Below are 23,950 nucleotides of genomic sequence, written 5' to 3'. Positions count from 1 at the left end.
AGCCGCCACGCATGAATCCGATTGTCCGCTGGTTCCACCAACTCGGTTCACCGCCCACGTTCGATCGTTTCGCTGCCCGCTGGTCGCGGGTGTTCTACTTCGCCGCGGTACCGGTGCTGCTGGTCGGCATGTGGCAGGCTCTGCTGGTAGTGCCGCCGGAGGCCAAGCAGCTGGACAGCTTCCGCATCCTCTACATCCACGTGCCCAGTGCCTGGATGAGCCTGTTCGTGTTCGCGCTGATGGCGCTGTATGCGGCCATCGCGCTGATCTGGCGTATCAAGGTCTGCGAGATCCTGGCCATGGCCTGTGCGCCGATGGGCGCCGGCTTCACCCTGATCACCCTGCTGACCGGCAGCATCTGGGGCAAGGGCACCTGGGGTACCTGGTGGGACTGGGACCCGCGCATGACCAGTGAACTGGTGCTGCTGTTCCTGTACCTGGGCGTGATCGGCCTGTACCACGCCATCGAGGACCGCCGCAGCGCCGCGCGTGCGGCGGGACTGCTGGCCATCGTCGGCGTCAGCCTGCTGCCGGTGGTCCGCTATTCGGTGGACTGGTGGGGTGGCCTGCATCAGCGCCAGTCGATCAATGTGTTCGGCGAATCGGCGATCAGCAGCGAGATGATCGCGCCGCTGTGGTGGATGGTGATCGGCACCAAGTTCTGGTTCGCCGGTTCGGTGCTGGCCAAGGCCCGCGCCGACAACCTCGACCGCGAGGCCGGCAAGGCCTGGGTGGGGGGCCGCGTTGATGCCGCACGCCCGGCCGGGGAGGCCCAGCCATGACCCATCTGCCTTACGTGATCGGCGCCTACGCCGTGTTCGCGCTGGTGCTCGGCGCCGATGCCATCGGGTCCTGGCTGCGCCTGCGCGTGGCGCGCCGACTGGCACTGGCCAAGCAGCAGCGCCAGCAGAGCCGCGCCGGCAGGCAGGACGCAGCGGCCTCGCTGCCGACGGAGCTGGAACGATGACCCCGGTGCAGCGTCGCCGCCTGGCCTGGGTGCTGCTGGCCCTGCTCGCCTCCGGCCTGGCCACCGCGCTGGTGGCGATGGCGCTGGAGCGCAACATCGCCTACCTGTACACGCCCGCCGAAGTGCTGCGTGGCGACGTTGATGCGCAGTCGCGCTTCCGCCTGGGCGGCATGGTGGTGAAGGGCTCCTTCAACCGCCCGGTCGGCTCGCTGGAGGCGCGCTTCGAGGTGACCGACGGCGATGCACAGCTGCCGGTGACCACCTCGCGGATCCTGCCGGACATGTTTGCAGAAGGCACCGCCGTGGTCGCCAGTGGCCGACTCCAGGACGGTGTCTTCGTCGCCGACGAAGTGCTGGCCAAGCACGATGAAAGGTACGTGCCGAAGGAAGTGGCCGACAAGATGGGCGACGCCCATCGCAAGCATGACGTGCCGGTAACGGCGCCCGAGGTGCGCTGAGTGCTGCCCGAACTGGGTCAGATCCTGCTGTTGTGTGCATTGCTGGCGTCGCTGCTGCAGGCGGGCCTGCCGCTGGTCGGCGCGCATCGCAACAACCCGGCGTGGATGGCGGTGGCTCGGCCGGCTGCGTTCGCACAGCTGCTGTTGTTGGCCGGCGCCTTCGCGGTGCTCACCGCTGCGTTCGTGCAGCAGGACTTCTCGGTGCGCTACGTGGCCGAGAACTCCAATTCGCTGCTGCCGCTGATCTACCGCTACTCGGCGGTGTGGGGCGCGCATGAGGGCTCGCTGCTGATGTGGGCGCTGGTGCTGGCGCTGTGGACCGGCGCGGTGGCGCTGTTCTCGCGGCACCTGCCGGCCCATGTGCAGGCACGCGTACTGGCGGTGATGGGTGTGGTCAGCGTCGGCTTCCTCGCCTTCCTGATCTTCACCTCCAACCCGTTCCTGCGCCTGAACCCGGCGCCGCTGGAAGGCCGCGACCTCAATCCGCTGCTGCAGGATCCGGGGCTGATCATCCATCCGCCGATGCTGTACATCGGCTACGTGGGCTTTGCGGTGCCGTTCGCGTTCGCGGTGGCCGCGCTGCTGGAAGGCCGCGTCGACGCCCGCTGGCTGCGCTGGACGCGGCCCTGGACCAACGTTGCCTGGGGCTTCCTGACCATCGGCATCGCGTTGGGCAGCTGGTGGGCCTACTACGAGCTGGGCTGGGGTGGCTGGTGGTTCTGGGACCCGGTAGAGAACGCCAGTTTCATGCCGTGGCTGGTCGGCGCGGCGCTGATCCATTCGCAGGCCGTCACCGAAAAACGCGGCACCTTCGGCAGCTGGACCCTGCTGCTGGCGATCGCCGCCTTCGCGCTGTCGCTGCTGGGCACCTTCCTGGTGCGCTCGGGCGTGCTGACCAGCGTGCATTCGTTCGCGGCCGATCCGTCGCGCGGCCTGTTCATCCTGGTGTTCCTGTCGGTACTGGTCGGCGGCAGCCTGCTGCTGTACGCGCTGCGCGCCAGCCAGTTGAGCGTGGACGCCGATGACCCACGCCGTGGCTTCACCGCCACCTCGCGCGAGACCCTGCTGCTGGCCAACAACCTGCTGCTGGCTACCGCCTGCGCAATGGTCCTGCTGGGCACCCTGTATCCATTGCTGGCCGACGCGCTGTCGCTGGGCAAGATCTCGGTCGGGCCGCCCTACTTCGGCAGCCTGTTCCTGCTGCTGATGGCACCGATGATCCTGCTGCTGCCGTTCGGTCCGCTGGTGAAGTGGCAGCGCGACCAGCCCTCGCGCGCCTTCGCGCTGCTGGCGCCATGGCTGGGGCTGGCCGTGCTGCTGGGCGCGCTGGCCTGGTGGCAGGCGCCGCAGAACGGCTGGAAGGCCGGCCTGGGCGTCGCTGCGGCGGCCTGGGTCGGGCTGGGCACCGCGCGCTTCGTCTGGCAGCGGCTGCGCGGCAATGGCCGCTTCACCGCCGAGATGCTCGGCATGATCGTCGCCCACGCCGGCATCGCCGTGTTCCTGACCGGCGCGCTGCTGGTCGAGGCGCTGAACGTGCAGCGCGAAGTGGCGCTGGCACCGGGCCAGCAGCTGGTGGTTGGCCGCTACGAAGTCCGGTTCGAAGGCGTGGACCATCGCGAAGGACCCAACTTCATCGCCGACCGCGGTCATCTGCGGGTGTTCCGCAACGGCCGCGAACAGGCCCTGCTGCATCCGGAGAAGCGCCAGTACGCCAGTGGCGGCCAGGTGATGACCGAGGCCGGCATCGATGCACGCTTCGACGGTGATGTCTACGTGGCATTGGGCGAGCCGCTGGGCAACAATGCATGGGCGGTACGGGTGCACATCAAGCCGTTCGTGCGCTGGATCTGGCTGGGCGCGCTGCTGATGGCCCTGGGCGGATTCATCACCGCCGCCGACCGCCGTTTCCGTCGTCCGTAGGAGTTCCCATGTCCGAGTCCCCCGCCCCGCGCCCCTCCCGCCCGCTGCCGCCGGTAGCCATCGTGATCGGCGTGCTGTTCTTCTTCGGCCTGCTTGGGCTGATGATCTACGGGGTGATGAAATCGGGTGACCCGCAGCGCGACGTGCTGCCGTCGGCGCTGATCGACAAGCCGGCGCCGGCGTTCGCGCTGCCGGTGCTGCACGACCCGGAAATGATCGTGCACAGCGATGACCTGCGCGGCGCACCCTACCTGCTGAACGTATGGGGCAGCTGGTGCGCGGCCTGCCGCGAGGAACACCCGGTGCTGACCCGTTTCGCCGAGAGCAAGCGCGTGCGCGTGATCGGCTACAACTGGAAGGACGACCCCACCGACGCGCTGCACTGGCTGGAACAGCTGGGCAATCCGTTCATGGTCGTGCTCAGCGACGTCGAAGGCCGCACCGCGATCGACTGGGGCGTGACCGCCGCACCGGAAACCTTCCTGGTCGACGGCAGCGGCATCGTGCGCTGGAAGTACAGTGGCGCGATGAGCCAGCGCGTGGTCGATGAGAAGCTGATCCCGGCGCTGGAGAAGATCGAGAAGGCCCAGGGCAGTGCCGGCAACACCCTGCATACGGCGCCCTGAGCCCATGCGCTGGCTGCTGGCGCTGCTGCTCCTGGTGCTCCCGCTGGCCGCGCTGGCCCAGCAGCCGCTGCACGATCCGCAGCCGCTGCAGTTCCGCGATGGCGCCGAGGAACGACGCTTCCACGACCTGGCCGCGCAGCTGCGCTGCGTGCAGTGCCAGAACCAGTCGCTGGCCGATTCCAATGCACAGATCGCCCAGGACCTGCGCCGCGAGGTACTGCAACTGATGCAGCAGGGCCACGACGATGTACAGATCAAGCAGTTCCTGGTCGCGCGTTACGGGGAGTTCGTGCTCTACCAGCCACCGTTGCAGCCGGGCACCTGGCTGCTGTGGGCGGGGCCGCTTCTGGTACTGGGTGCGGGTGCGGTGGTGGTGTTCGGCATCGTCCGCCGCCGTGGACGCACGGTCGGGGCTGCGCCGGTCGGCAAGGCCGATGAAGGAGATGGATGGTGAGCCACTGGCTGCCGGCGTTGGCTGGTCTGGTCGCTGCACTGGCGGCAGTGCTGGTGCTGTGGCCGTTGCGCCACGACGGTCGCCGCGGTTTCGCGGTGGGCGTGATTGCGCTCGGCGTGGCCGGCGCCTGTCTTTACTTGCTGGTCGGTGATCCACGCGCTGCGCAGGTGCAGCCTGCGCCATCGGTGGCAACCCTGCGCGATGGCGTGCAGGCCCTGCAGGATGCGTTGAAGCGCGACCCGCAGCGGGCCGATGGCTGGACCCTGCTGGGCCGTTCGCAGGCAGAACTGGGCAATGCCCCAGCTGCGGCGGACGCGTTCGCGCGCGCGGCAGCATTGGCACCGGATGATCCGGGCGTATTGGTGGAAGCTGCACAGGCACGTGCGCAGGCCGACGCCGGCAAGCAATTCGACGACACCGCAACGGCCTGGTTGCAGCAGGCGCGCACGCTGGCACCCGATGCAGAGCGCGCAAGCTGGTTGCTCGGCATCGCCCTGCGCCAGCGAGGCCGGAATGCCGAAGCCGCCGACGTCTGGAGCAGCCTGCTGCCGCGACTGGAGCCAGGCGCCGCGCAGGCACTGCAGGCACAGATCGCCATCGCCCGTGAAGCCGCAGGCCAGGCACCTGACGCACCGGCCGCCGCTGCACCGGCGTTGCTGCGGGTCCGTGTGGAGCTGCCTGCATTGCAGGGCGCCGAGTGGCCAGCCAGCACCCAGGTATTCGTGCTGGCACGCGCCGTGGGTGGCCCGCCGATGCCGGTCGCCGCGCGCAAGCTGCCGCTGGCCGGCTTCCCGGCCACGGTCGGGCTGGGCGACGACGACAGTCCGATGCCGACCGCACCGCTGTCGGCACATCGCGACGTGGAAGTGCTGGCACGCATCTCGCGTACCGGCAGCGCCAACCGCAGCGAGGGCGACCTGCAGAGCGTGCCGGTGAGGGTGAGCCTGCCGCATGACGGCGTGGTGGAGCTGCGGTTTCCCTGACCTGTAGAGCCGCCGAGCCCATGCTCGGCAGCCGGGCATGGGCTCGGCTCTACAGTAGATCCACGCCATGCGTGGATACGGCCATCCATGCAAACCAGCATGTCGCCAGCTGCACATCCGGTCCCGCTAGAATGCCCGCATGACTGAATTCATCCCGCCCGGCACCCGCTTCCATGCCCTGCCCTCGCCGTTCCCGTTCAAGCGCGGTGGCGCCCTGCACGGCGCGCGCGTGGCCTATGAAACCTGGGGAACGCTGGCCGCCGACGCCGGCAACGCGATCCTGATCGTGACCGGTCTGTCGCCGGATGCGCACGCGGCGGCCAACGACGCCAACCCGGCAGCGGGCTGGTGGGAAGCGATGGTCGGCCCCGGCAAGCCGATCGATACCGGCCGCTGGTTCGTGGTATGCGTGAATTCGCTGGGCAGCTGCAAGGGCTCGACCGGCCCGGCTTCGTTGAACCCGGCGACCGGCGCGCCCTATCGCCTCGACTTTCCGGAACTGTCGGTGGAAGACGGCGCACGCGCCGCCATCGAAGTTGTACGCGCCCTGGGCATCGAGCAGCTGGCCTGCGTGATCGGCAATTCGATGGGCGGCATGACCGCATTGGCCGTGCTGATGCTGCATCCGGGCATCGCACGCAGCCACGTCAACATTTCCGGCAGCGCGCAGGCATTGCCGTTCTCGATCGCGATCCGCTCGCTGCAGCGTGAGGCGATCCGCCTCGATCCACGCTGGAACGGCGGCCACTACGACGACGACGCGTATCCCGAGTCCGGCATGCGCATGGCGCGCAAGCTGGGCGTGATCACCTATCGCTCGGCACTGGAATGGGATGGCCGTTTCGGCCGCGTGCGGCTGGATTCGGACCAGACCGATGACGATCCGTTCGGCCTTGAATTCCAGGTGGAAAGCTATCTGGAGGGGCACGCGCGGCGCTTCGTGCGCTTCTTCGATCCAAACTGCTATCTGTACCTGAGCCGCTCGATGGACTGGTTCGATCTGGCCGAGTACGCCGACGGCGATGTGCTGGCTGGGCTGGCGAAGATCCGGGTCGAGAAGGCGCTGGCCATCGGCGCCAACACCGACATCCTGTTCCCGGTGCAGCAGCAGCAACAGGTCGCCGATGGCCTGCGAGCCGGCGGTGCCGATGCGAATTTCATCGGCCTGGAATCGCCACAGGGCCACGATGCCTTCCTGGTCGATTTCGAGCGTTTCGGCCCGGCCGTGCGCGGCTTCCTCGACGCGCTGTAAGTGGGCTGGCGGCGCAACCTGGCGCTGGCCGCGTTCGGCGCGTTGATCGCACTGATGATCAGCGGCGTACTGCCGCTGTGGCTGGGCGGCTGGTGCCTGCTGGCCAGCGCGGTGTCGTTCGGGCTGTACGGCCACGACAAGCGCGCGGCGCAGCGAAAGCAGTGGCGGATTCCCGAACGCACGCTGCAGCTGCTGGCGTTCGCCGGCGGCTGGCCCGGCGCGCTGCTGGGCCAGGCCGTGTTCCGCCACAAGCACCGCAAGGCGGCATTCCAATGGGTGTTCTGGCTGTGCGTGCTGGCCAACGTGGCCTCGATCGCGGTGCTGCTGCGCGAATTCTCGCGGTAGCCAACCTGTAGAGCCGAGCCCGCGCTCGGCTCCGTACAGAGGCAGCCGAGCACGGGCGCGGCTCTACAGTAGATCCACGCCACGCGTGGATGTGCATCGATCAAAGTTCGCGGACCAGCGCCCCGTCACGCAGCCGGTACTGCGCATCGACCACACCCTCGGGCAGGTCGTCGTGGGTGATCATCAGCAGGCTGCGTCCGTCCAGCAGCCCGGAAAGATCCCGCAGCAGCGCACGTGCGGTATCCACATCCAACCCTTCGGTCGGTTCATCCAGCACCAGGATCGGCGCGTTGCGCAGCAGTGCCCGCGCCAGCGCCAGGCGCCGTGCCTGCCCGGCCGACATCGTCGCGCCGTTCTCGCCCACCCAGGCCTGCAGGCCACCATTGCGCTCGGCCCATTCGCCCAGGCGCACCCGACGCAGCACCGCCCACAACGCGGCGTCGCTGGCATCGGGATCACCCAGGCGCAGGTTCTCGGCCACGGTGCCGGCGAACACCGGCGCGTTCTGCGGCAGCCACGCCAGTTGCCGGTGCCAGTCAGCCTGGGCGAAATCACGCAGATCGCGGCCACCGTAGGTCAGCCGTCCCTGCTGCGGATCCCACAGCCGCAGCAGCAGGCTGGACAGCGTGGTCTTGCCACTGCCGCTGTCGCCGCGGATGGCGATGCGCTCCCCTGGGACCAACGTCAGCTGCAGGCCGGACAGCACCGGTCGCACCGCGCCCGGCCACTGGAAATGCACGTCATCCCAGTGTACGCGCGCGGCCTGCGGGACCGGTTGTGGCGCTGCGGGATCCTCCACCGTCGGCGGCTGCTCGACGATGGCCTGCAACCGATCGGCGGCGATACGCCCGGACTGCAGTGACTGCCACGCCAAGCCCATCCCGGCCCACAGTTCGATCAGCGCAACAGTGAGGAACAGCAGGCCCGCCGCCATTTCCGGCGCGACGCGCTGCTGTTCGGCCGCGTGGAGCGCCAACGCCAGCATCGCCACCAGCCCCAGCCCAGCGACCAGGCCATGCAGGGTCGATGCCGCGATCAGGCGCCAGCGCCGACGACGATCACGCGCCGCCAGCTGCTTGGCTGCCACGCGCACCTTCAGCTGCCAGGCCGCGTCGGCATGCAGCGCGGCCAGGTCGCCTGCGCCCTCCAACCCTTCAAAGGCGGCGGTGCGCAGTGCGGCGCGATGCGCGGCACGGTCGGCTTCTTCATCGTCGCGGCCGCGCACGCCCAGCCACGGCACGCCGAAAGCGATCAGCAGCGCCAGCACTGCCAGCAGCACCGCTGCCGATGGCAGGATCAGCGCCGCCGAGGCCACCGCCACCAGCGACAGCGCGCCCAATGCCACCAGCGGCCCGATCGCACGCACCAGCAGGCCGTCCACTTCACCGATGTCACCGAGCAGGCGCGCCAGCAAATCGCCGGTGCGCGTGGCTCCCAGCCGTGCCGGCGCCAATGGCAGCGCGCGGCGGAAGAACCACACGCGCAGGTCGCGCGCGATGCGCAGGGTCGCATCGTGGCCCACCAGCTTTTCGAAGTAGCGCGACACGATGCGCGCCATGGTCAACCCGCGGATACCCGCAGAGGGCGAGAAGAAGTTGAAGCCCTGACCGAGGCCTGCCGCACCGGCCAACGCGGCCGCGGTGAGGAATCCGCCGGACAGGCCCAGCAATGCAGTGCCGGCCAGCATGGTGGTCCACAACAGCAGGATGGTCAGCAGCAGGCGCGGCCGATGACGCAGGAACACCGCGCGCAGCGAATCCGGCGAACGGCTCATGCACGCACCGCCTGCGCCGGTTCCACCAGGCGACCTTCCGGCAACAGCAGGCAGCGATCGGCCCAGGCGATCACCGCCGGGCTGTGGGTGGCAACCACCACGCTGCGGCCACGTGCATACGCGGCCAGGCTGCGCAGCAGTGCCGCCTCGGTATCAGCGTCGAGAAACGCGGTGGGTTCGTCCAGCAACAGCACCTGCGGGTCGCGCAGCAACAACCGGGCCAGGCCGATGCGACGGGCTTCGCCGCCGGAAAGGCCGAAGCCACGTTCGCCGATCACGGTATCCAGGCCCTGTGGCAGGCGCTGCGCGAACTGCAGCACCTGCGCGGCCTCGGCCACCGCACGCAGGCGCGCGCCGCTGGCGCCGGGATCTGCAAGGCGCAGGTTGTCGGCGATGCTGCCGTGGAACAGATAGGGGCGCTGGCTGGCATAGGCCACCTGCACGCCGGGGCGAAGCTGCAGTTTGCCGGAACGGGGTTGCAGCCAACCAGCCAGCGCCTCCAGCAGCGTGCTTTTGCCAGAGCCGCTGGGGCCGACCAGAGCCAGCCGCTGGCCCGGTTCCAGCAGCACATCCAGATCCTGAAGCACGTCGTGCGGCGCGCCCAACGGGCGAAGAACCAGGCCCTGTGCCTCCAGCGGCGGCAATGCAGCTTCGGCCGGCTCCACTGCCAGCGGTGCGATCTCGTTCTCGATCAGCCCCTGCTCATCGGGCAGTGACTGCAGCAGGCGTTCCACCTCGGCCGCAGCGGCCAGTGCGTTGGCACGGTCGTGGTAGTGCGCCGCCAGGCGCCGCAGCGGGGCGTAGAACTCCGGCGCCAGCAGCAGGCAGAACAGGCCCGCGCCCAACGTTGGCACCGTCGAGTGCAGCGACATCATGCCCAGGTAGCTCAGGCCCAGGTACAGGGCGACCATCGCCACGCTGACCGAGGCGAAGAATTCCAGCACCGTGGACGACAGGAAGGCGATCCGCAGCACCTTCAGCGTACGCACGCGCACGCCTTCGGCGGCGGCCTCGATTCCTTCCAGCTCGGCCTCGCCCCGGCCATACAGGCGCAGCAGGCCCAGGCCCTTGATGCGATCGGCGAAGTGGCCGCTCATCCGCGCCAGTTCACTCAACTGGGCGCGACCAGCGGCTTCGGCACCCCAGCCCACCAGCATCATGAAGAACGGCACCAGCGGCGCGGTGAACAGCAGGATCAGTGCCACCACCCAGTCGACCCAGGCCACCGCGGCCAGGATCAGCAGCGGCACCACCACCACTTCGGTGCGCACCGGCAGGAAGCCGCTGTAATAGCTCTCGATCGCATCCCCGTGATGCAACATCAGCTCGCCCAGTTCACCGGTGCGGCGCTGCCGCAGCCACAGCGGACCGTGGCCCAGCAGGCGGGCGAACACGCGCTCGCGCAGGGCCAGCCGCGCGGCATCGGCCACATCGCCTGCAGCGGCCTGGGTGGCGCTGCCCAGCAGCGTGCGCAGTACCAGGACCAGCGCCAGCGCCCCCAGCACCGGAAGGCCCGACGCCAGCGGCGCACGCTGCACGAGCACCTGCTGCACCAGCCAGGCGATGGCGGCGGCCTGGCCGATCAGCAGCGCGCCGGACAGGCTGATGCACAACGCCGCCAGGCGCTGGCGGCCCCGAGCGGCGCGCGCCAGATCAGCCAGCCAGGCCGTGCGTACGCGGCGTTGGCGGGTCGTCTCGGCTTCCTGGGAAAGGCCGTCAGGGGTCGTTTCGGCAGCGCTCAAGGGTCTTCACGGGCAACGGGGGATACACGGCATTGTAGGCGCAGGCAATAGCCCGCCCCTGCGGCCAGCGGTCGCAGTCTTCATCAGGTTGGCATACGATCAACCGGGGCACCTGTTCATACATTGATCTGGATCAAGGCTGTTTGAAGTAGTCGGTCACATCATTCACGTCGTAGACCACCCTTCCCGCCACCTGCAACGGCACTATCCAACGAGGTAGCCAGGCCATGATTGATCAGACAGTCGTAGAACTGTCGCGGCTGCAATTCGCGCTGACCGCGATGTACCACTTCCTATTCGTACCACTCACCCTTGGCCTGTCCTTCATGGTGGCCATCATGGAGAGCGTGTACGTGATGACCGGCAAGGAGATCTGGCGCAGGATGACCCTGTTCTGGGGCGTCCTGTTCGGCATCAACTTCGCCATGGGCGTCGCCACCGGCATCGTCATGGAATTCCAGTTCGGCATGAACTGGTCCTACTACAGCCACTACGTGGGTGACATCTTCGGTGCGCCGCTGGCCATCGAAGGCCTGATGGCCTTCTTCCTGGAAGCCACCTTCGTCGGCCTGTTCTTCTTCGGCTGGAACCGCCTGAGCAAGGTCAAGCACCTGATGGTGACCTGGCTGATGGCACTGGGCACCAACCTGTCGGCAATCTGGATCCTGGTGGCCAATGGCTGGATGCAGAACCCGACCGGTGCGGTGTTCAACCCGGAAACCATGCGCATGGAAGTGGTCGACTTCATGGCGGTGGTGTTCAACCCGGTGGCGCAGGCCAAGTTCGTGCACACCGTCAGCGCCGGCTATGTGACCGGTGCGGTGTTCGTGATGGCGATCAGCGCCCTGTTCCTGCTGCGCAACAAGCACAAGGACCTGGCCCGTCGCTCGTTCGCGGTGGCCGCGGCGTTCGGCCTGCTGTCATCGCTGTCGGTGGTCGTGCTGGGTGACGAGAGCGGCTACGCCGCCAGCGAACACCAGAAGATGAAGCTGGCCGCGATCGAAGCGATGTGGGAGACCGAGCGTGCGCCGGCCGACTTCACCGCCTTCGGCATCCCGAACCAGGAAACCCACCAGAACGACTACGCGGTGAAGATCCCCTACCTGATGGGCCTGATCGCCACCCGCTCGTTGAACCAGCCGATTCCGGGCATCCTGGAACTGGTCGAGCGCGCCGAACACCGCGTGCGTGGCGGCCAGCTGGCCTACGGTGCATTGGAACGCCTGCGCGCCAACAAGAACGACGTTGAAGCACGCGAGATGTTCGACCGCCACTGGCAGGACCTGGGCCACGGCCTGCTGCTCAAGCGCTACCGCGATGACATCCTCAACGCCACCCCGCAGGAGATCTCGCAGGCGGCGATGGACACCGTGCCGCGCGTGATGCCGCTGTTCTGGACCTTCCGCGTGATGGCCGGCCTCGGCTTCTACCTGATCGCCTTCTTCGCACTGGCCTTCTACTACTCCTGCCGCAACAACTTCCAGGACAAGCGCTGGTTCCTCACGCTGGCCCTGTGGACGCTGCCGGCACCGTGGATCGCGATCGAGTGCGGCTGGTTCGTGGCCGAGTATGGTCGCCAGCCGTGGGCGGTCGATGGCGTGCTGCCGACCTTCTACGCGGCATCGGGCTTGGCCCTGCATGAAATCGTGCTGACCCTGGCAGGCTTCACCGCAATCTACACCGCGCTGATCGTGGTCGAGATCAAGCTGATGCTCAAGGCGATCCGCAAGGGTCCGGACGAGGTGCTGCCGTCGCTGCAGTCGCCCCAGCCGCATGCTTCCCACAATGCCTCGGCGCCGGCCGCCGGCCAGGCCTGAGGCAGGAGAACCAAGATGGATTTCATTCTTCTGGACTACACGACGCTGCGCGTGATCTGGTGGCTGCTGCTCGGCATCCTGCTGATCGGTTTCGCCGTGATGGATGGTTTCGACCTGGGCGTGGGCACCCTGCTGCCCTTCGTCGCCCGCAACGACGCCGAGCGCCGGCTGGTGATCAACACCATCGGCCCGGTGTGGGAAGGCAACCAGGTGTGGCTGATCCTGGGCGGCGGCGCGATCTTCGCCGCCTGGCCGCCGCTCTATGCGGTCAGTTTCTCCGGGTTCTACCTGGCGATGTTCGTGATCCTGTTCGCGCTGATCCTGCGTCCGGTCGGTTTCAAGTTCCGCAGCAAGATGCCCAACGAACGCTGGCGCAACACCTGGGACTGGGCGCTGTTCATCGGTGGCTTCATTCCGGCGCTGATCATGGGCGTGGCGGTGGGCAACGTGGTGCTGGGCGTGCCGTTCCACTTCGATGACAGCATGCGCATCTTCTACACCGGCTCGTTCTTCGGCCTGCTGATGCCCTTCGCGCTGCTGGCCGGCCTGCTCAGCGTGTCGATGCTGGTCGCCCACGGTGCCGCCATGCTGGTCCTGAAGACCGAGGGCCCGGTGGCCGAACGTGCAGCCCGTTTCGGCAGCATCGCCGCGATCATCGCCTTCGTGCTGTTCGCAGTGGGCGGTGCCTGGGTGGCCTTCGGCCTGCCGGGTTACCAGATCACCTCGCAGGTGGTTACCGATGGCGCCACCAATCCGTTGCTGAAGACCGCCGAACTCGGCGCCGCCGGTGGCTGGATGCGCAACTACAGCGCGATGCCAGCCACGATCCTGGCACCGCTGCTGGGCCTGGCCGGCCTGCTGGCCAGTGCGGTGCTGCTGCGTGCCCGTCGCGGCGGGCTGGCCTTCATCGCTTCCGGTGCGGCCATCGCCGGCATCATCCTGACCGTCGGTTTCGCCATCTTCCCGTTCCTGCTGCCGTCCTCGAGCCAGCCCACCTCCAGCCTGACCGTGTGGGACGCTTCGTCCAGCCACCTGACCCTGTGGATCATGCTGCTGGCCACGGCGGTGTTCCTGCCGATCATCCTCGCCTACACCACCTGGGTGTACCGCGTACTGAAGGGCAAGACCACCACCGAAGAGATGGGCAACAACCCGAACGCTTACTGATTGACGGTGTGCCGGCCCACGGCCGGCACACCCCTTGAACAAAGGAGATCGACCATGTGGTATTTCGCCTGGATTCTCGGTGCCGGCCTCGCCTCGACGGTGGCCATCCTCAACGGCATGTGGTTCGAAGCCCGCGAGCAGAACCGCGTCGAGAAGGAAAATCGCCGCTGAGCCGTAAAAAAACCTTGCCGCCTTGGCCTTCACACGGTATCTTAGGCGGCTCCTTCGGGGTGTAGCTCAGTCTGGTAGAGCGCTACGTTCGGGACGTAGAGGTCGCAGGTTCGAATCCTGTCTCCCCGACCACTCACGTGGTCGCATTGAAGCCTGGTGAAGTCGTCCAGGCTTTTTTGTTCCCTGAAGTGGCACTGCTTCGGCAGTGTGAAGAAAACAGCATTTACCCCTTGCCGCCATCGGGGTGAATCGCTAGAATAGGCGGCTCCCTTCGGGGTGTAGCTCAGTCTGGTAGAGCGCTACGTTCGGGACGTAGAGGTCGCAGGTTCGAATCCTGTCTCCCCGACCACTTCGGTGGTCACCAAGAAGCCTGGAAGACGACAGTCCTCCGGGTTTTTTTGTATCCAGCGCCCGGCACGCCCGCATGACGGGACCTTGCCGGACCGCACACGTACAATGGCCGCGCTGCCGGCCTGCCCGCAGCCACTCCCCCACCTGCCGCTTCGGCGTAGACCGATGCCGGCGCTGCATGCCATTGCTCAGGCGTGCGACACCTGCAAGGACCACCGATGAGTTCCTCCACTGCCGATTCGCCGTCGCTGCTGCACGGGCGCCTGCTCGCCTTCGCCGCGATCCTGCTTGCCGCGATCAACCTGCGCACGGCAGTCACCTCCATCACGCCGCTGCTCGACGTACTGGGCCAGCAGTTCGGTTTCGGCACCACCATGACCGGTGTGCTGGGCATGCTGCCGACCGCCTCGTTCGCGCTGTTCGGCGTGGCCACGCCGGCACTGGCGCGGCGCCTCGGCCTGGAGCGCACCACCCTGCTGGCGATGGTGATGGCGATGGCCGGCCTGCTGCTGCGTTCCAGCGCCGGCAACGTCGGCACGCTGCTGCTGGGTTCGGTGCTGGCGCTGGCCGGCATGGGCATCGGCAACGTGGTGGTGCCGCCGCTGGTGAAGCGTTACTTCGCCAACAAGGTCGGCACCATGAGTACGCTCTACATCAGCGTGCTGCAGCTGGGCACGATGCTGCCGGCGCTGCTCGCGGTGCCGATGGCCAACGCTGCCGGCTGGCGTGTGTCGCTGGGCATGTGGGCGCTGCTGGCATTGGCCGCCGCACTGCCCTGGCTGGTGCTGGCCAAGCGCGCGCCGAAGCCGCAGGCCGACGCCAGCGACCCCACCGCGCAGCCGCATGGCAAGGTCTGGCGCACGTCGCTGGGCTGGAGCATGACGCTGATGTTCGGCATGACCTCGCTGATGACGTATTCAATGTTCACCTGGCTGCCGCGCATCGTGGTCGAGGCCGGTGGCACGCCCGCCTTCGGTGGCGTGATAGTCGCGGTGTTCTCGGCGCTGGGCCTGCTGCCTTCACTGGTCATCCCATCGATGGCGGTTCGCATGCAGAACCCGTTCCCGCTGGTGCTGATCGGCTTCTTCTCGTTCGTGATCGCCTTCACCGGCCTGCTGCTGGCGCCGATGAAGGCTCCGCTGCTGTGGGCCTGCCTGCTCGGCGTCGGTCCGTCCACCTTCCCGCTGGCGCTGACCCTGATCAACCTGCGTACCCGCACCCCCACCGGCTCGGCGGCGCTGTCCGGGTTCATGCAGGGTGTGGGCTACAGCTTCAGCTGCCTGGGGCCGTTCCTGGTCGGCTGGCTGCACACCGTCAGCGACGGCTGGACGATCCCGTTCAGCTTCCTGTTCGGCTGCGCCACCCTGATGCTGTGCGCTTCCTGGGTGGCCTGCAAGCCGCGCAAGCTGGAAGACCTCTGGTAAGCCGCATGGGGCCAGCAACCGGCCCCACCTACCGCTCGTCAGCCCGTTTGCGCATTTTGACGCCGGGCTGACAATTCCGGGCGGATAGTGCCCACGAATGCCCATCCTTGCCGCGTGCCGGCATCGGGCATGGGGGCGGCAGCGCCGCCCAGGCCACCACTCGGTGCGCGGGGGACTCTCGTTTCAGACAAGACATTGCAGGTCGCTGTCCTGGTTTCGCCCATCCCTGCTGGATGGGAGTTCGCGAGGGGAGTGACGCAGGCCACGGCCACTCCAAAATCTGGCATGTGATGTGCGTCACATTTTTCAGGTTGTCTGGTTCGGAAGCCAAGGGGGTCCCCAATGGTTGTCCACCGCCGGCTGGCGCTCTGCGTCGGCCTTGCCTGCTCCGCCCTGGCCTGGGCCAGCGGCGCTGCCCCGCCCGATCGCGAGGCGGCCCTGGCCGAGATCGGCCGCTACCGCGACCAGGCCCGATGGCTGGATGCGCTGGGCGCCATCGAGCGTGCCAGCCAGCAACAGCCCAACGACGATCTGCTGTTCAAGCTGCGCGTGCTGACCCTGGGCGACATCGGCAATGCCTGGCGCGCATGGGCGCTGTACCAGCAGCGTCCGCAGCTGTTCGATGCTGCCCAGAAGCAACGCCTGGAGGGCGACTACCTGGCCAAGCTGGTGGTGTGGAGCCTGGCCTACAGCAGCAGCGAGGACAGCCGCCTGGAAGAGGCTGAATCGACCCTGGCACGCATGCAGCGCTACCTCGGCAGCGAAGGTACACCGCCGGCACAGGCGCCGCTGCGCATCCGCATGGACCGCCTGATCCTGCTCAACCGCCTGGGGCGCCACGCGCAGGTGCGCGAGGAAGCCCGGGCACTGCAGGCCGAAGGCCACACCCTGCCCGACTACGTGCTGCCCGCAGTAGGCGATTCGCTGATGGGCACGCTGCACCCGGAGGAAGCGATTCCGGTGCTGCAGGCAGCCGTCGCCGGCGATCCCTCGCGCGATGCCTCGCACTCGGAGCTGGCGTACGCCTACCTGGAAAGCGAACAGCAGGAAAAGGCCATCGACCTGCTGCAGGCATGGCGCGACAAGGAACCCGCATGGCGCTGGAGCAACGGCAAGTCCCCGTATGCGAACTGGTCGCGCTACGAGGCCGACCTGAACCTGGCAATGGTGCGCGCCTACAGCGGCGACCTGCGCACCGCACAGCACGACCTGGAATCGATGGTCGACATCGCACCGGGCAACGGCGGCCTGCAGAGCGCACTGGGCAGCGTGTACATGATGCGCGGCTGGCCGCGCAGGGCGCTGCAGCGGCAGCAGATGGCGCACGCGCTGGACCCGCGCGACATCGAACCGCGGCTGGGCATGGCGGAGGCCTACGTCGCCCTGCAGCGCGACGACCTGGCACGGCCGCTGCACGACGATCTGGTCGCGCGCTATCCCACCCAACCGGCAGTCGAACGCATGGACCAGGCGTGGCGCGCGCATCGCGGCTGGCACGTGAAGGCATGGACGGATATCGGCCGCAGCTCGGGCGGCGGTGGCACCTCGCCACTGGGCAACAACGACCGCCATTACGGTCTTGAGGTGGAAACGCCGTTGCTGGATGACCGCTGGCGGCTGTTCGCCTTCGCCGACCGCCGCACGGTCGATTTCCAGGACCAGCGCATCGATCCGCTGTGGCTGGGTGCCGGCGTGCGCTACCGTTTCGGACGACTGGATGCAGAAGCAGCGGTGTTTCGCGCCAACGATCACATCGGCGATACCGGTCTTCGTCTCGGTGTCGGTTGGCAATTCAACGATTACTGGCACGCCGGGCTGGTGGCTGTACGCAACGATCCGGACGCCTCGATGCAGGCGCGCGTGGCCGGCATCACCGCTGACAGCGTGAGCGCGCAGGTGGACTACCGGCGCAGCGAGCTGACCCACTGGATGTTCGGCGCCAGCCGCTTCCGCTACGACGACGGCAACCACCGCGAACTGTTCAGCACCAGCGTTGAACAGCGCCTGCTGACCCGTCCGCGCTGGCTGGTCGATGGCCTCGCCAGTGCCTACACCAGCCGCGGCAGCCGCGACGACGCACCGTACTTCAACCCGAAACGCGACCGCATGGTCGAGATCGGGCTGCGCATCGACCAGCAGTTGTGGCGGCACTACGAACGCCACTTCCGGCACCGGCTGACGGTTTCACTGGGTGACTACTGGCAGGATGGCTTCGGCAGCGCGCTGGTCCCTTCGGTGTCCTACATGCACGAATGGCAGCTGGGCCAGGGCCGCGTGTTCGAGTACGGCGTGCGCTGGTCGCGGCCGGTCTACGACGGCCACCGCGAGCGTCATATCGGCTTCGAAGCCGCACTGCGCTGGGGAGAGTGACATGGCCCGCATCCTGCGACTGATCGTGCTCCTGCTGCTGTCTGCCGCGCCGCCGGCGTTCGCCCAGCAGGCCCTGCATCTCGATGCCATTGACAACGGCCTGCTGATCCTCAGCTACCACGACATCCGCGACCAGGTCGCGGCCAAGGGCGACGCCGATACCTACGCGGTGAGCACGCAGAACTTCGCCGCGCACCTGGACTGGCTGGGTGCGCACGGCTATCACCCGGTGTCGTTGTCGCAGGTGATCGACGCCTCACAGGGGCGCGCCACGCTGCCGCCAAAGCCCGTGCTGCTGACCTTCGACGACGGCCTGCGCAGCGTCTACGACAAAGCGTTCCCGCTGCTGCAGGCCTACCACTACCCGGCGCTGGTGGCGGTGATCACCGATTACGTGGACATGGCACCGGGTCGCACCATCGACTATGGCTACCGGCCGTTCGGCCACGACGACTTCGTTACCTGGGCGCAGCTGAAGCAGATGCACGACAGTGGCCTGATCGAAGTGGCCAGCCATACCGACGATCTGCACCACGGCGTGCTTGCCAATCCACAGGGCAACTCGACGCCGGCGGTGGTCACCCGCATCTACAGCCCGGCCACGCACAGCTACGAAAGCGAGGCGCAATACGAGCAGCGCCTGCGCGCCGATCTCGGCCGTAGCGTGCAGCGCATCCAGCAGCACCTGGGCGTGCGCCCGCGCGCCATCGTCTGGCCCTACGCCGCGTACAACCAGCTGAGCAACGACATCGCCGAGCAGCTGGGCATGCCGGTGTCCTTCGATCTGGAAGGCCGCAGCACACCGGTGGCCAGCGACCTGCACGGGCTGGCGCGTTTCCTGGTGAGCGACAACCCGACCGTGGAGGGGCTGGCCTTCGAGCTGCGCCGCGATGTTGCACTCGATGGCATCCGTGCGCTGCAGGTCGACCTGGATGATGTGTATGACCCGGACCCGGCACAGCAGGCGCGCAACCTCGATGCACTTGTCGAACGGACCAAGCGCATCTCACCCACCCACGTCTATCTGCAGGCCTTCGCCGACCCGGACGGCAACAACACCGCCGACGCACTGTACTTCCCCAACCGGCACATGCCGATGCGCGCGGACCTGTTCAGCCGTGTCGCCTGGCAGCTGAAATCACGCGCGGGCGTGAAAGTGTATGCGTGGCTGCCGGTGCTGGGTTTCGAGCTGCCCGACCCGGTACAGCGCAAAGCGCTGGCGATCCACAACGGCGATCCTGACGGCATGTACCGGCTGGACTTCACCAAGCCGGAAGCGCGCCAGATCATGCTCGACATCTACGAGGACCTGGCAGTCAATTCCTACTTCGAAGGCCTGCTGTTCCATGATGATGGCTACCTGCGCGACACCGAGCTGCCGGCGCTGGCGGCCGGCGGAGATGGCAGCGCACGCACCCAGGCGCTGATCGACTTCACTTTGGCCCTGCGCGACAGCGCACAGCGCTGGCGACCGAAGCTGGCGACGGTACGCAACCTGTATGCCGAGCCGGTGCTGCGCCCGCAGAGCGAGGCCTGGTTCGCACAGCGGCTGGACCTGTTCAACAAGGCCTACGACCAGACCGCGCTGATGGCGATGCCGTGGATGGAGGGCAGCAAGCACCCCGAGCGCTGGCTGGACCAGCTGCTGGCCGCGGTGCGCGCGCATGACCCCCAGCTGCAGCACACCCTGTTCGAACTGCAGACCGTGGATTGGCGCACCGGCCAGCCGATTCCCGCCGAACGCCTGCGCGCGCAGATCCGCCGGCTGCAGGCCCAGGGGGTGCATCACTTCGCCTGGTACCCGGATGATTTCATCGCCGACCAGCCCTCCACCCATGATGCCCGCGCGGCCATGTCCGCCGGCAACTTCCCGTACCCGGAGAAGTGACATGGACATGCATCCGCTGCTGCAGGTCCTGTTCCAGTTCGCCTTCTACTACCCGATGGTGATGGCGTTCTTCTGGATGTCGGGCGGGCTGTATTACTACTTCCGGCGTGAACGCCATTCACGCCCGCGCAATGATCCTCCGCTGATGGTCGACCCACCGTTCGCGAGCCTGCTGATTCCCTGCCACAACGAGTCCGAGAACCTGGACGACACCCTGGGGGCGGCGCTGGCGCAGCGCTATCCGGCCGACTACGAGGTGATCGCCATCGATGATGGCAGCAGCGACGACACCGGTGCCCGGCTCGACGTGCTGGCGGCGAGGCATCCGCGGCTGCGCGTGCTGCACCTGGACCGCAACCTTGGCAAGGCCAATGCGCTGCGCATGGGCGCACTGGCGGCGCGTTCGGAATACCTGGTGTGCATCGATGGCGATGCGATGCTGGAGGAGCACGCTCTGCACTGGATGGTCTGGCATCTGGTCAGCGGCAACCGGGTCGGCGCGGTCACCGGCAACCCGCGCATCCGCAACCGCTCAACACTGCTCGGGCGCCTGCAGGTGGCCGAGTTCTCTTCGATCATCGGCATGATCAAGCGCGCACAGCGCGTCTACGGGCGCATCTTCACGATCTCCGGGGTGATCGCCGGCTTCCGTCGCACCGCGCTGCACCAGGTCGGCTGGTGGTCGGATGACATGGTGACCGAAGACATCGACATCAGCTGGCGCCTGCAGCGCGCGCACTGGGACATCCGCTACGAACCCAACGCACTGTGCTTCATCCTGATGCCGGAAACGCTGAAGGGCCTGTGGCGGCAACGACTGCGCTGGGCGCAGGGCGGCGTTGAGGTGATGCTGCGGCACGCGCGCTCGCTGCTGCACTGGCAAGAACGGCGCATGTGGGGCGTGCTTCTGGAGTACGTTCTGAGCGTGATCTGGGCCTACAGCATGCTGTTCATCGTGGTGCTGTGGGCGCTGGGCAAGTTTGTCGAACTCCCCCCGCAGCTGCACATCGCCAGCCTGCTGCCGCAATGGCATGGCGTGATCCTGGCCTTGGTCTGCCTGCTGCAGTTCGCCAGCAGCCTGATCATCGACCGTCGTTACGAAACACAGATTGGACGCAACTACTTCTGGGTCATCTGGTACCCCATGGCGTACTGGCTGATCAGCCTTTCCACCACCCTGGTGGCGCTTCCCAAGACCCTGCTGCGCCGTCGCAGCAAGCGCGCCACCTGGACCAGCCCTGACCGGGGGATCCGATGAACGCCCACCACCCGTCCAACCGCTTCGACTCGCGGATGATCCGCAAGCCGCATCATCAACCGCGCTTCCAGCGCACCGCCTGGGGCTTCGTCACCCTGGCGTTCTGGGGGTTCTACTTCTACCTGTGGGCGCCGTTGGTGACCCTGCTCTCGTGGCTGATCGGCGGGCAGTTGGCCTGGCAGCAGCTGTACGAGCGCAAGAACCAGTTCGATCCTTACGTGCTGGTCGCGCTGCCGCTGATGCTGCTGTGTGCAAGCGTGCTGCTGATCGGCTGGGCCGAGTACAACCGTGCGCGGTTCCGTGGCCACGACCGGCGCCAGCCACGCCCGCTGGCCAGCCTCAATGAAGTGGCCGCCGATCTCGGCGCCAGCACCGGGCTGGCCGAGCGGCTGCTGGGCTGCAAGTCCGCCACGCTGCACATGGACGAGCATGCGCGGCCGGTGGGCATCCGCCGCGAGGTGGTGTAGCCCGACAGCGCGGTGGGTGCCGCCCTTGGTCGGCACCGTGGCCTGCGGCGCAGAGCATCCACGCATGGCGTGGATCTACTTATGCACGCGTCTGGCCTTCGCCACGCACCACGAAACGCTCGACGGTGAGCGCTTCCAACCCCATCGGGCCATAGGCGTGCAGGCGCGTGGTGGAAATGCCGATCTCGCTACCCAGGCCCAGCTGGCCGCCATCGGAAAAGCGCGATGAGGCATTCACCATCACCACCGCCGAGCGCAGCGCGTTGACGAAGCGCTCGGCGTGGCCGGCGTCTTCGGTCGCGATCACTTCGGTGTGGTCCGAGGTATAGGTACGGATATGGGCGATGGCGGCGTCCAGATCGTCGACCACCCGCACGGCCAGCACCAGATCCAGGAACTCGGCGGCGTAATCCGCATCGGTGGCTGCGTTGCTACCCGGCAGCAGCGGCTGCGCAGCCGCGTCGGCACGCAGCTGCACGCCGCGCTCGCCCAGCGCCTGCGCCACGCGCGGCAGGAACGTGTCCGCCACATCACGGTGTACCAGCAGGGTCTCCAGTGAATTGCAGGCCGCCGGACGGCTGCACTTGCCGTCCACCAGCAGGTCGATGGCCTTGCCGAGGTCGGCACTGGCATCCACGAACAGATGGCAGACGCCCTTGTAGTGCTTGATCACCGGCACCCGTGCGTGTTCGGCGACGAAACGGATCAGGCCTTCGCCGCCGCGCGGAATCGCCAGGTCGATCAGCTCGTGCAGCTGCAGCAGATCCAGCATCGCCTCGCGGCGCAGGTCGGTCAGCACCGTCACGGCGGCCGGTGGCACGCCGTTGGCCTTGAGTGCGCCCGCCAGCGCCTGGGCGATGGCGGTGTTGGAATGGATCGCTTCGGAACCGCCACGCAGAATCACGCCATTACCAGCCTTCAGGCACAGCGCGGCGGCTTCAGCGGTCACGTTCGGACGCGCCTCGTAGATCATCGCGATCACGCCCAGCGGCACGCGCACCTTCTGCACGCGGATCCCGTTCGGGCGCACGTCATCGCGAGTGACCTGGCCAACGGGATCGGGCAGCCCCGCCACTTCGCGCACCGCTTCGGCCATCGCGAACAGGCGCGGCGGGTCCAGTGCCAGGCGATCGAGCATGGCAGTACCCACGCCGTTGTCGCGCGCGGCCGCCAGATCGCGCGCGTTGCCGGCCAGGATCAACCCTGCGTTTACTTCCAGCGCCTGGGCCATGCCCAGCAGCAGCGCGCGCCGGGCGTCGCTGTCGAGCCCCGCAACCACCTGGGCCGCGTCACGGCAGGCGCGGGCCTGCGCTTCGATGTCACTCATCGGGATGTCCTTCATTGCGGTCATGGCAGTACCAGGTCGTCACGATGGACGACGCTGCCGCCATAGTTGTAGCCGAGCACGGCCTGGATGTCGCGCGAATGGCGGCCAGCGATGCGGCGCACGTCGTCGGCCGCGTACTGGCTGACACCACGCGCCACGCAGACGCGGCCGTGCGATGCGGTCCAGCACACCTGGACCATGTCGCCGCGGCGGAAGTCACCCTCTGCGCCGGTGATGCCACCGGGCAGCAGCGAGGCGCCCTTTTCACGCATCGCCTGTGCCGCACCAGCATCGATCATGATCGCCCCTTCCGCCAGCGGCGCGTGCCGCAGCCAGTGCTTGCGTGCGGCCTCGCGGCTGCGCGCAGCGTGGATGCGGGTGCCGAACAGGCGATCCTGTGCCAGCGCGCGCACCACCTCCCCACTGCGTCCGTTGAACAGGTAGGTCTCGATTCCGAGGCGGCCCGCCTTGGCCGCCGCTTCCAGCTTGGTGCGCATGCCACCGGTACCGGCGCGTGATCCCGCGCCGCCCGCCATCGCCAGCACTTCATCATTCAATTCCGCGACGTCGTGCAGCGGCCTTGCGTCGGCCACGGTGCGTGGGTCGGCACTGTACAGACCATCGATGTCGGTGGCGATGAACAGCGCATCGGCATCCACCAGTGCCGCTACCGTTGCAGCCAGGTTGTCGTTGTCACCGAGCTTGAGTTCGTCCACCGACACGGTGTCGTTCTCGTTGACCACCGGCAACGCGCCCAGCCGCAGCAGTTCATTGAGGGTAGCGCGGGCGTTGAGGTAACGGCGACGGTTGCGCAGGTCGTCGTGGGTGAGCAGCACCTGCGCCACCGGACGTTCGAAGAAGCGCTGCCAGAGCCCGATCAGCTGGGCCTGGCCCAGCGCCGCGAGCGCCTGCCGCGCCGCCATCGCCGCGCCCGGCTCATCGGCCCGCGGCAGGATCGCGCGCCCGGCAGCGACCGCGCCGGATGACACGATCACCACCTCGCGCCCGGCCAGCACATTGGCCGAGACGAACTGGGCCAGGCCCAGCGCATGGCGTGGTGACAGGCCGCCGCCATCGGCCGCCAGCAGGCTGCTGCCGACTTTCAGCACCGCACGCCGCCACGGCGGCAGCGCCTGTTCCGGGAACGGCGAAGCGACGTGGCTGGCATGCAGGGTCATCGGTCAGGGCC

21 protein-coding genes and 2 tRNA genes are annotated in these 23,950 nt (G+C 67.7%); 19 read left to right on the top strand and 4 right to left on the bottom strand.

Annotation, left to right across the window (positions count from 1 at the left end; all coding sequences use genetic code 11):
• The first annotated feature begins 11 nt into the window (after positions 1-11).
• The 9 genes from ccmC to AC5P8Z_RS07915 all read left to right on the top strand — a co-directional run bounded on the left by ccmC (position 12) and on the right by AC5P8Z_RS07915 (position 7,005).
• Positions 12-782 (top strand): heme ABC transporter permease CcmC, encoded by a 771-nt coding sequence (gene ccmC / locus AC5P8Z_RS07955; RefSeq protein ID WP_495228685.1) that lies wholly within the window; start codon positions 12-14, stop codon positions 780-782.
• The gene (gene ccmD, locus AC5P8Z_RS07950) at positions 779-967 is read left to right on the top strand and encodes a heme exporter protein CcmD (protein ID WP_295565002.1); all 189 of its coding nucleotides are present in this window, start codon (positions 779-781) and stop codon (positions 965-967) included. The genes ccmC and ccmD overlap by 4 nt, the downstream gene beginning before the upstream one ends.
• Positions 964-1,425 (top strand): cytochrome c maturation protein CcmE, encoded by a 462-nt coding sequence (gene ccmE, locus AC5P8Z_RS07945; protein WP_495228683.1) that lies wholly within the window; start codon positions 964-966, stop codon positions 1,423-1,425. The genes ccmD and ccmE overlap by 4 nt, the downstream gene beginning before the upstream one ends.
• Positions 1,426-3,345, top strand: coding sequence for a heme lyase CcmF/NrfE family subunit (locus AC5P8Z_RS07940; RefSeq protein WP_295565004.1), 1,920 nt, complete (start codon positions 1,426-1,428; stop codon positions 3,343-3,345).
• Between the two features lie 8 nt (positions 3,346-3,353).
• Positions 3,354-3,971, top strand: coding sequence for a DsbE family thiol:disulfide interchange protein (locus tag AC5P8Z_RS07935; protein ID WP_286069111.1), 618 nt, complete (start codon positions 3,354-3,356; stop codon positions 3,969-3,971).
• 4 nt (positions 3,972-3,975) lie between these two features.
• Positions 3,976-4,425 carry a cytochrome c-type biogenesis protein gene (locus AC5P8Z_RS07930; protein ID WP_495228681.1) on the top strand — a complete coding sequence of 150 codons (450 nt, stop codon included), beginning with the start codon at positions 3,976-3,978 and terminating at the stop codon, positions 4,423-4,425.
• Positions 4,419-5,408: a tetratricopeptide repeat protein gene (locus AC5P8Z_RS07925; RefSeq protein ID WP_495228680.1), complete on the top strand. Its 990-nt coding sequence runs from the start codon at positions 4,419-4,421 to the stop codon at positions 5,406-5,408. The genes AC5P8Z_RS07930 and AC5P8Z_RS07925 overlap by 7 nt, the downstream gene beginning before the upstream one ends.
• Before the next feature lie 139 nt (positions 5,409-5,547).
• A complete protein-coding gene (gene metX, locus AC5P8Z_RS07920; protein ID WP_286069115.1) occupies positions 5,548-6,660 on the top strand; it encodes a homoserine O-acetyltransferase MetX in 1,113 nt (370 codons plus the stop codon).
• Positions 6,661-7,005 carry a DUF1294 domain-containing protein gene (locus tag AC5P8Z_RS07915; RefSeq protein ID WP_286069116.1) on the top strand — a complete coding sequence of 115 codons (345 nt, stop codon included), beginning with the start codon at positions 6,661-6,663 and terminating at the stop codon, positions 7,003-7,005.
• A 100-nt stretch (positions 7,006-7,105) separates the two neighbouring features.
• Here AC5P8Z_RS07915 and cydC read toward each other — a convergent pair whose 3' ends face one another.
• Both cydC and cydD read right to left on the bottom strand, forming a co-directional pair.
• Entirely contained in the window at positions 7,106-8,779 is a 1,674-nt protein-coding gene (gene cydC, locus AC5P8Z_RS07910; RefSeq protein ID WP_495228679.1) for a thiol reductant ABC exporter subunit CydC, read from the bottom strand.
• Complete coding sequence (gene cydD / locus AC5P8Z_RS07905) at positions 8,776-10,521, bottom strand: thiol reductant ABC exporter subunit CydD (protein WP_495228677.1); 1,746 nt, start codon at positions 10,519-10,521, stop codon at positions 8,776-8,778. Before cydD ends, cydC begins: the two co-directional genes overlap by 4 nt.
• 227 nt (positions 10,522-10,748) lie before the next feature.
• Here cydD and AC5P8Z_RS07900 point away from each other — a divergent pair, with 227 nt between their 5' ends.
• The 10 genes from AC5P8Z_RS07900 to pgaD all read left to right on the top strand — a co-directional run bounded on the left by AC5P8Z_RS07900 (position 10,749) and on the right by pgaD (position 21,434).
• Entirely contained in the window at positions 10,749-12,338 is a 1,590-nt protein-coding gene (locus tag AC5P8Z_RS07900) for a cytochrome ubiquinol oxidase subunit I (RefSeq protein ID WP_125427250.1), read from the top strand.
• Between the two features lie 15 nt (positions 12,339-12,353).
• Positions 12,354-13,505, top strand: a complete 1,152-nt coding sequence (cydB, locus tag AC5P8Z_RS07895; RefSeq protein ID WP_495228675.1) for a cytochrome d ubiquinol oxidase subunit II — start codon at positions 12,354-12,356, stop codon at positions 13,503-13,505.
• Positions 13,506-13,559: 54 nt separating this feature from the next.
• A complete protein-coding gene (cydX, locus tag AC5P8Z_RS07890) occupies positions 13,560-13,676 on the top strand; it encodes a cytochrome bd-I oxidase subunit CydX (RefSeq protein ID WP_286069123.1) in 117 nt (38 codons plus the stop codon).
• 55 nt (positions 13,677-13,731) lie between these two features.
• Positions 13,732-13,808 (top strand) — tRNA-Pro (locus AC5P8Z_RS07885).
• A 140-nt stretch (positions 13,809-13,948) separates the two neighbouring features.
• A tRNA-Pro gene (locus AC5P8Z_RS07880) sits at positions 13,949-14,025 on the top strand.
• 220 nt (positions 14,026-14,245) lie between these two features.
• Entirely contained in the window at positions 14,246-15,451 is a 1,206-nt protein-coding gene (locus tag AC5P8Z_RS07875; RefSeq protein WP_495228673.1) for a CynX/NimT family MFS transporter, read from the top strand.
• Between the two features lie 342 nt (positions 15,452-15,793).
• Positions 15,794-17,821, top strand: coding sequence for a poly-beta-1,6 N-acetyl-D-glucosamine export porin PgaA (pgaA, locus tag AC5P8Z_RS07870; protein WP_495228671.1), 2,028 nt, complete (start codon positions 15,794-15,796; stop codon positions 17,819-17,821).
• 1 nt (position 17,822) lies between these two features.
• Entirely contained in the window at positions 17,823-19,709 is a 1,887-nt protein-coding gene (gene pgaB / locus AC5P8Z_RS07865; protein WP_495228669.1) for a poly-beta-1,6-N-acetyl-D-glucosamine N-deacetylase PgaB, read from the top strand.
• A gap of 1 nt (position 19,710) precedes the next feature.
• Positions 19,711-20,967: a poly-beta-1,6-N-acetyl-D-glucosamine synthase gene (gene pgaC / locus AC5P8Z_RS07860; protein WP_286069128.1), complete on the top strand. Its 1,257-nt coding sequence runs from the start codon at positions 19,711-19,713 to the stop codon at positions 20,965-20,967.
• Positions 20,964-21,434 carry a poly-beta-1,6-N-acetyl-D-glucosamine biosynthesis protein PgaD gene (gene pgaD / locus AC5P8Z_RS07855; protein WP_286069129.1) on the top strand — a complete coding sequence of 157 codons (471 nt, stop codon included), beginning with the start codon at positions 20,964-20,966 and terminating at the stop codon, positions 21,432-21,434. The genes pgaC and pgaD overlap by 4 nt, the downstream gene beginning before the upstream one ends.
• 79 nt (positions 21,435-21,513) lie before the next feature.
• On the opposite strand, the gene AC5P8Z_RS07850 is transcribed toward pgaD, so the two are convergent.
• Positions 21,514-22,785 carry a glutamate-5-semialdehyde dehydrogenase gene (locus AC5P8Z_RS07850; protein WP_495228667.1) on the bottom strand — a complete coding sequence of 424 codons (1,272 nt, stop codon included), beginning with the start codon at positions 22,783-22,785 and terminating at the stop codon, positions 21,514-21,516.
• Complete coding sequence (proB, locus tag AC5P8Z_RS07845) at positions 22,782-23,939, bottom strand: glutamate 5-kinase (protein ID WP_295565021.1); 1,158 nt, start codon at positions 23,937-23,939, stop codon at positions 22,782-22,784. Before proB ends, AC5P8Z_RS07850 begins: the two co-directional genes overlap by 4 nt.
• Positions 23,940-23,950: the final 11 nt, after the last annotated feature.

The sequence above is a fragment of the Stenotrophomonas sp. YJH_SMC_17 genome (genome assembly GCF_059371655.1).
This window is presented reverse-complemented; position numbering and strand designations above follow the sequence as displayed.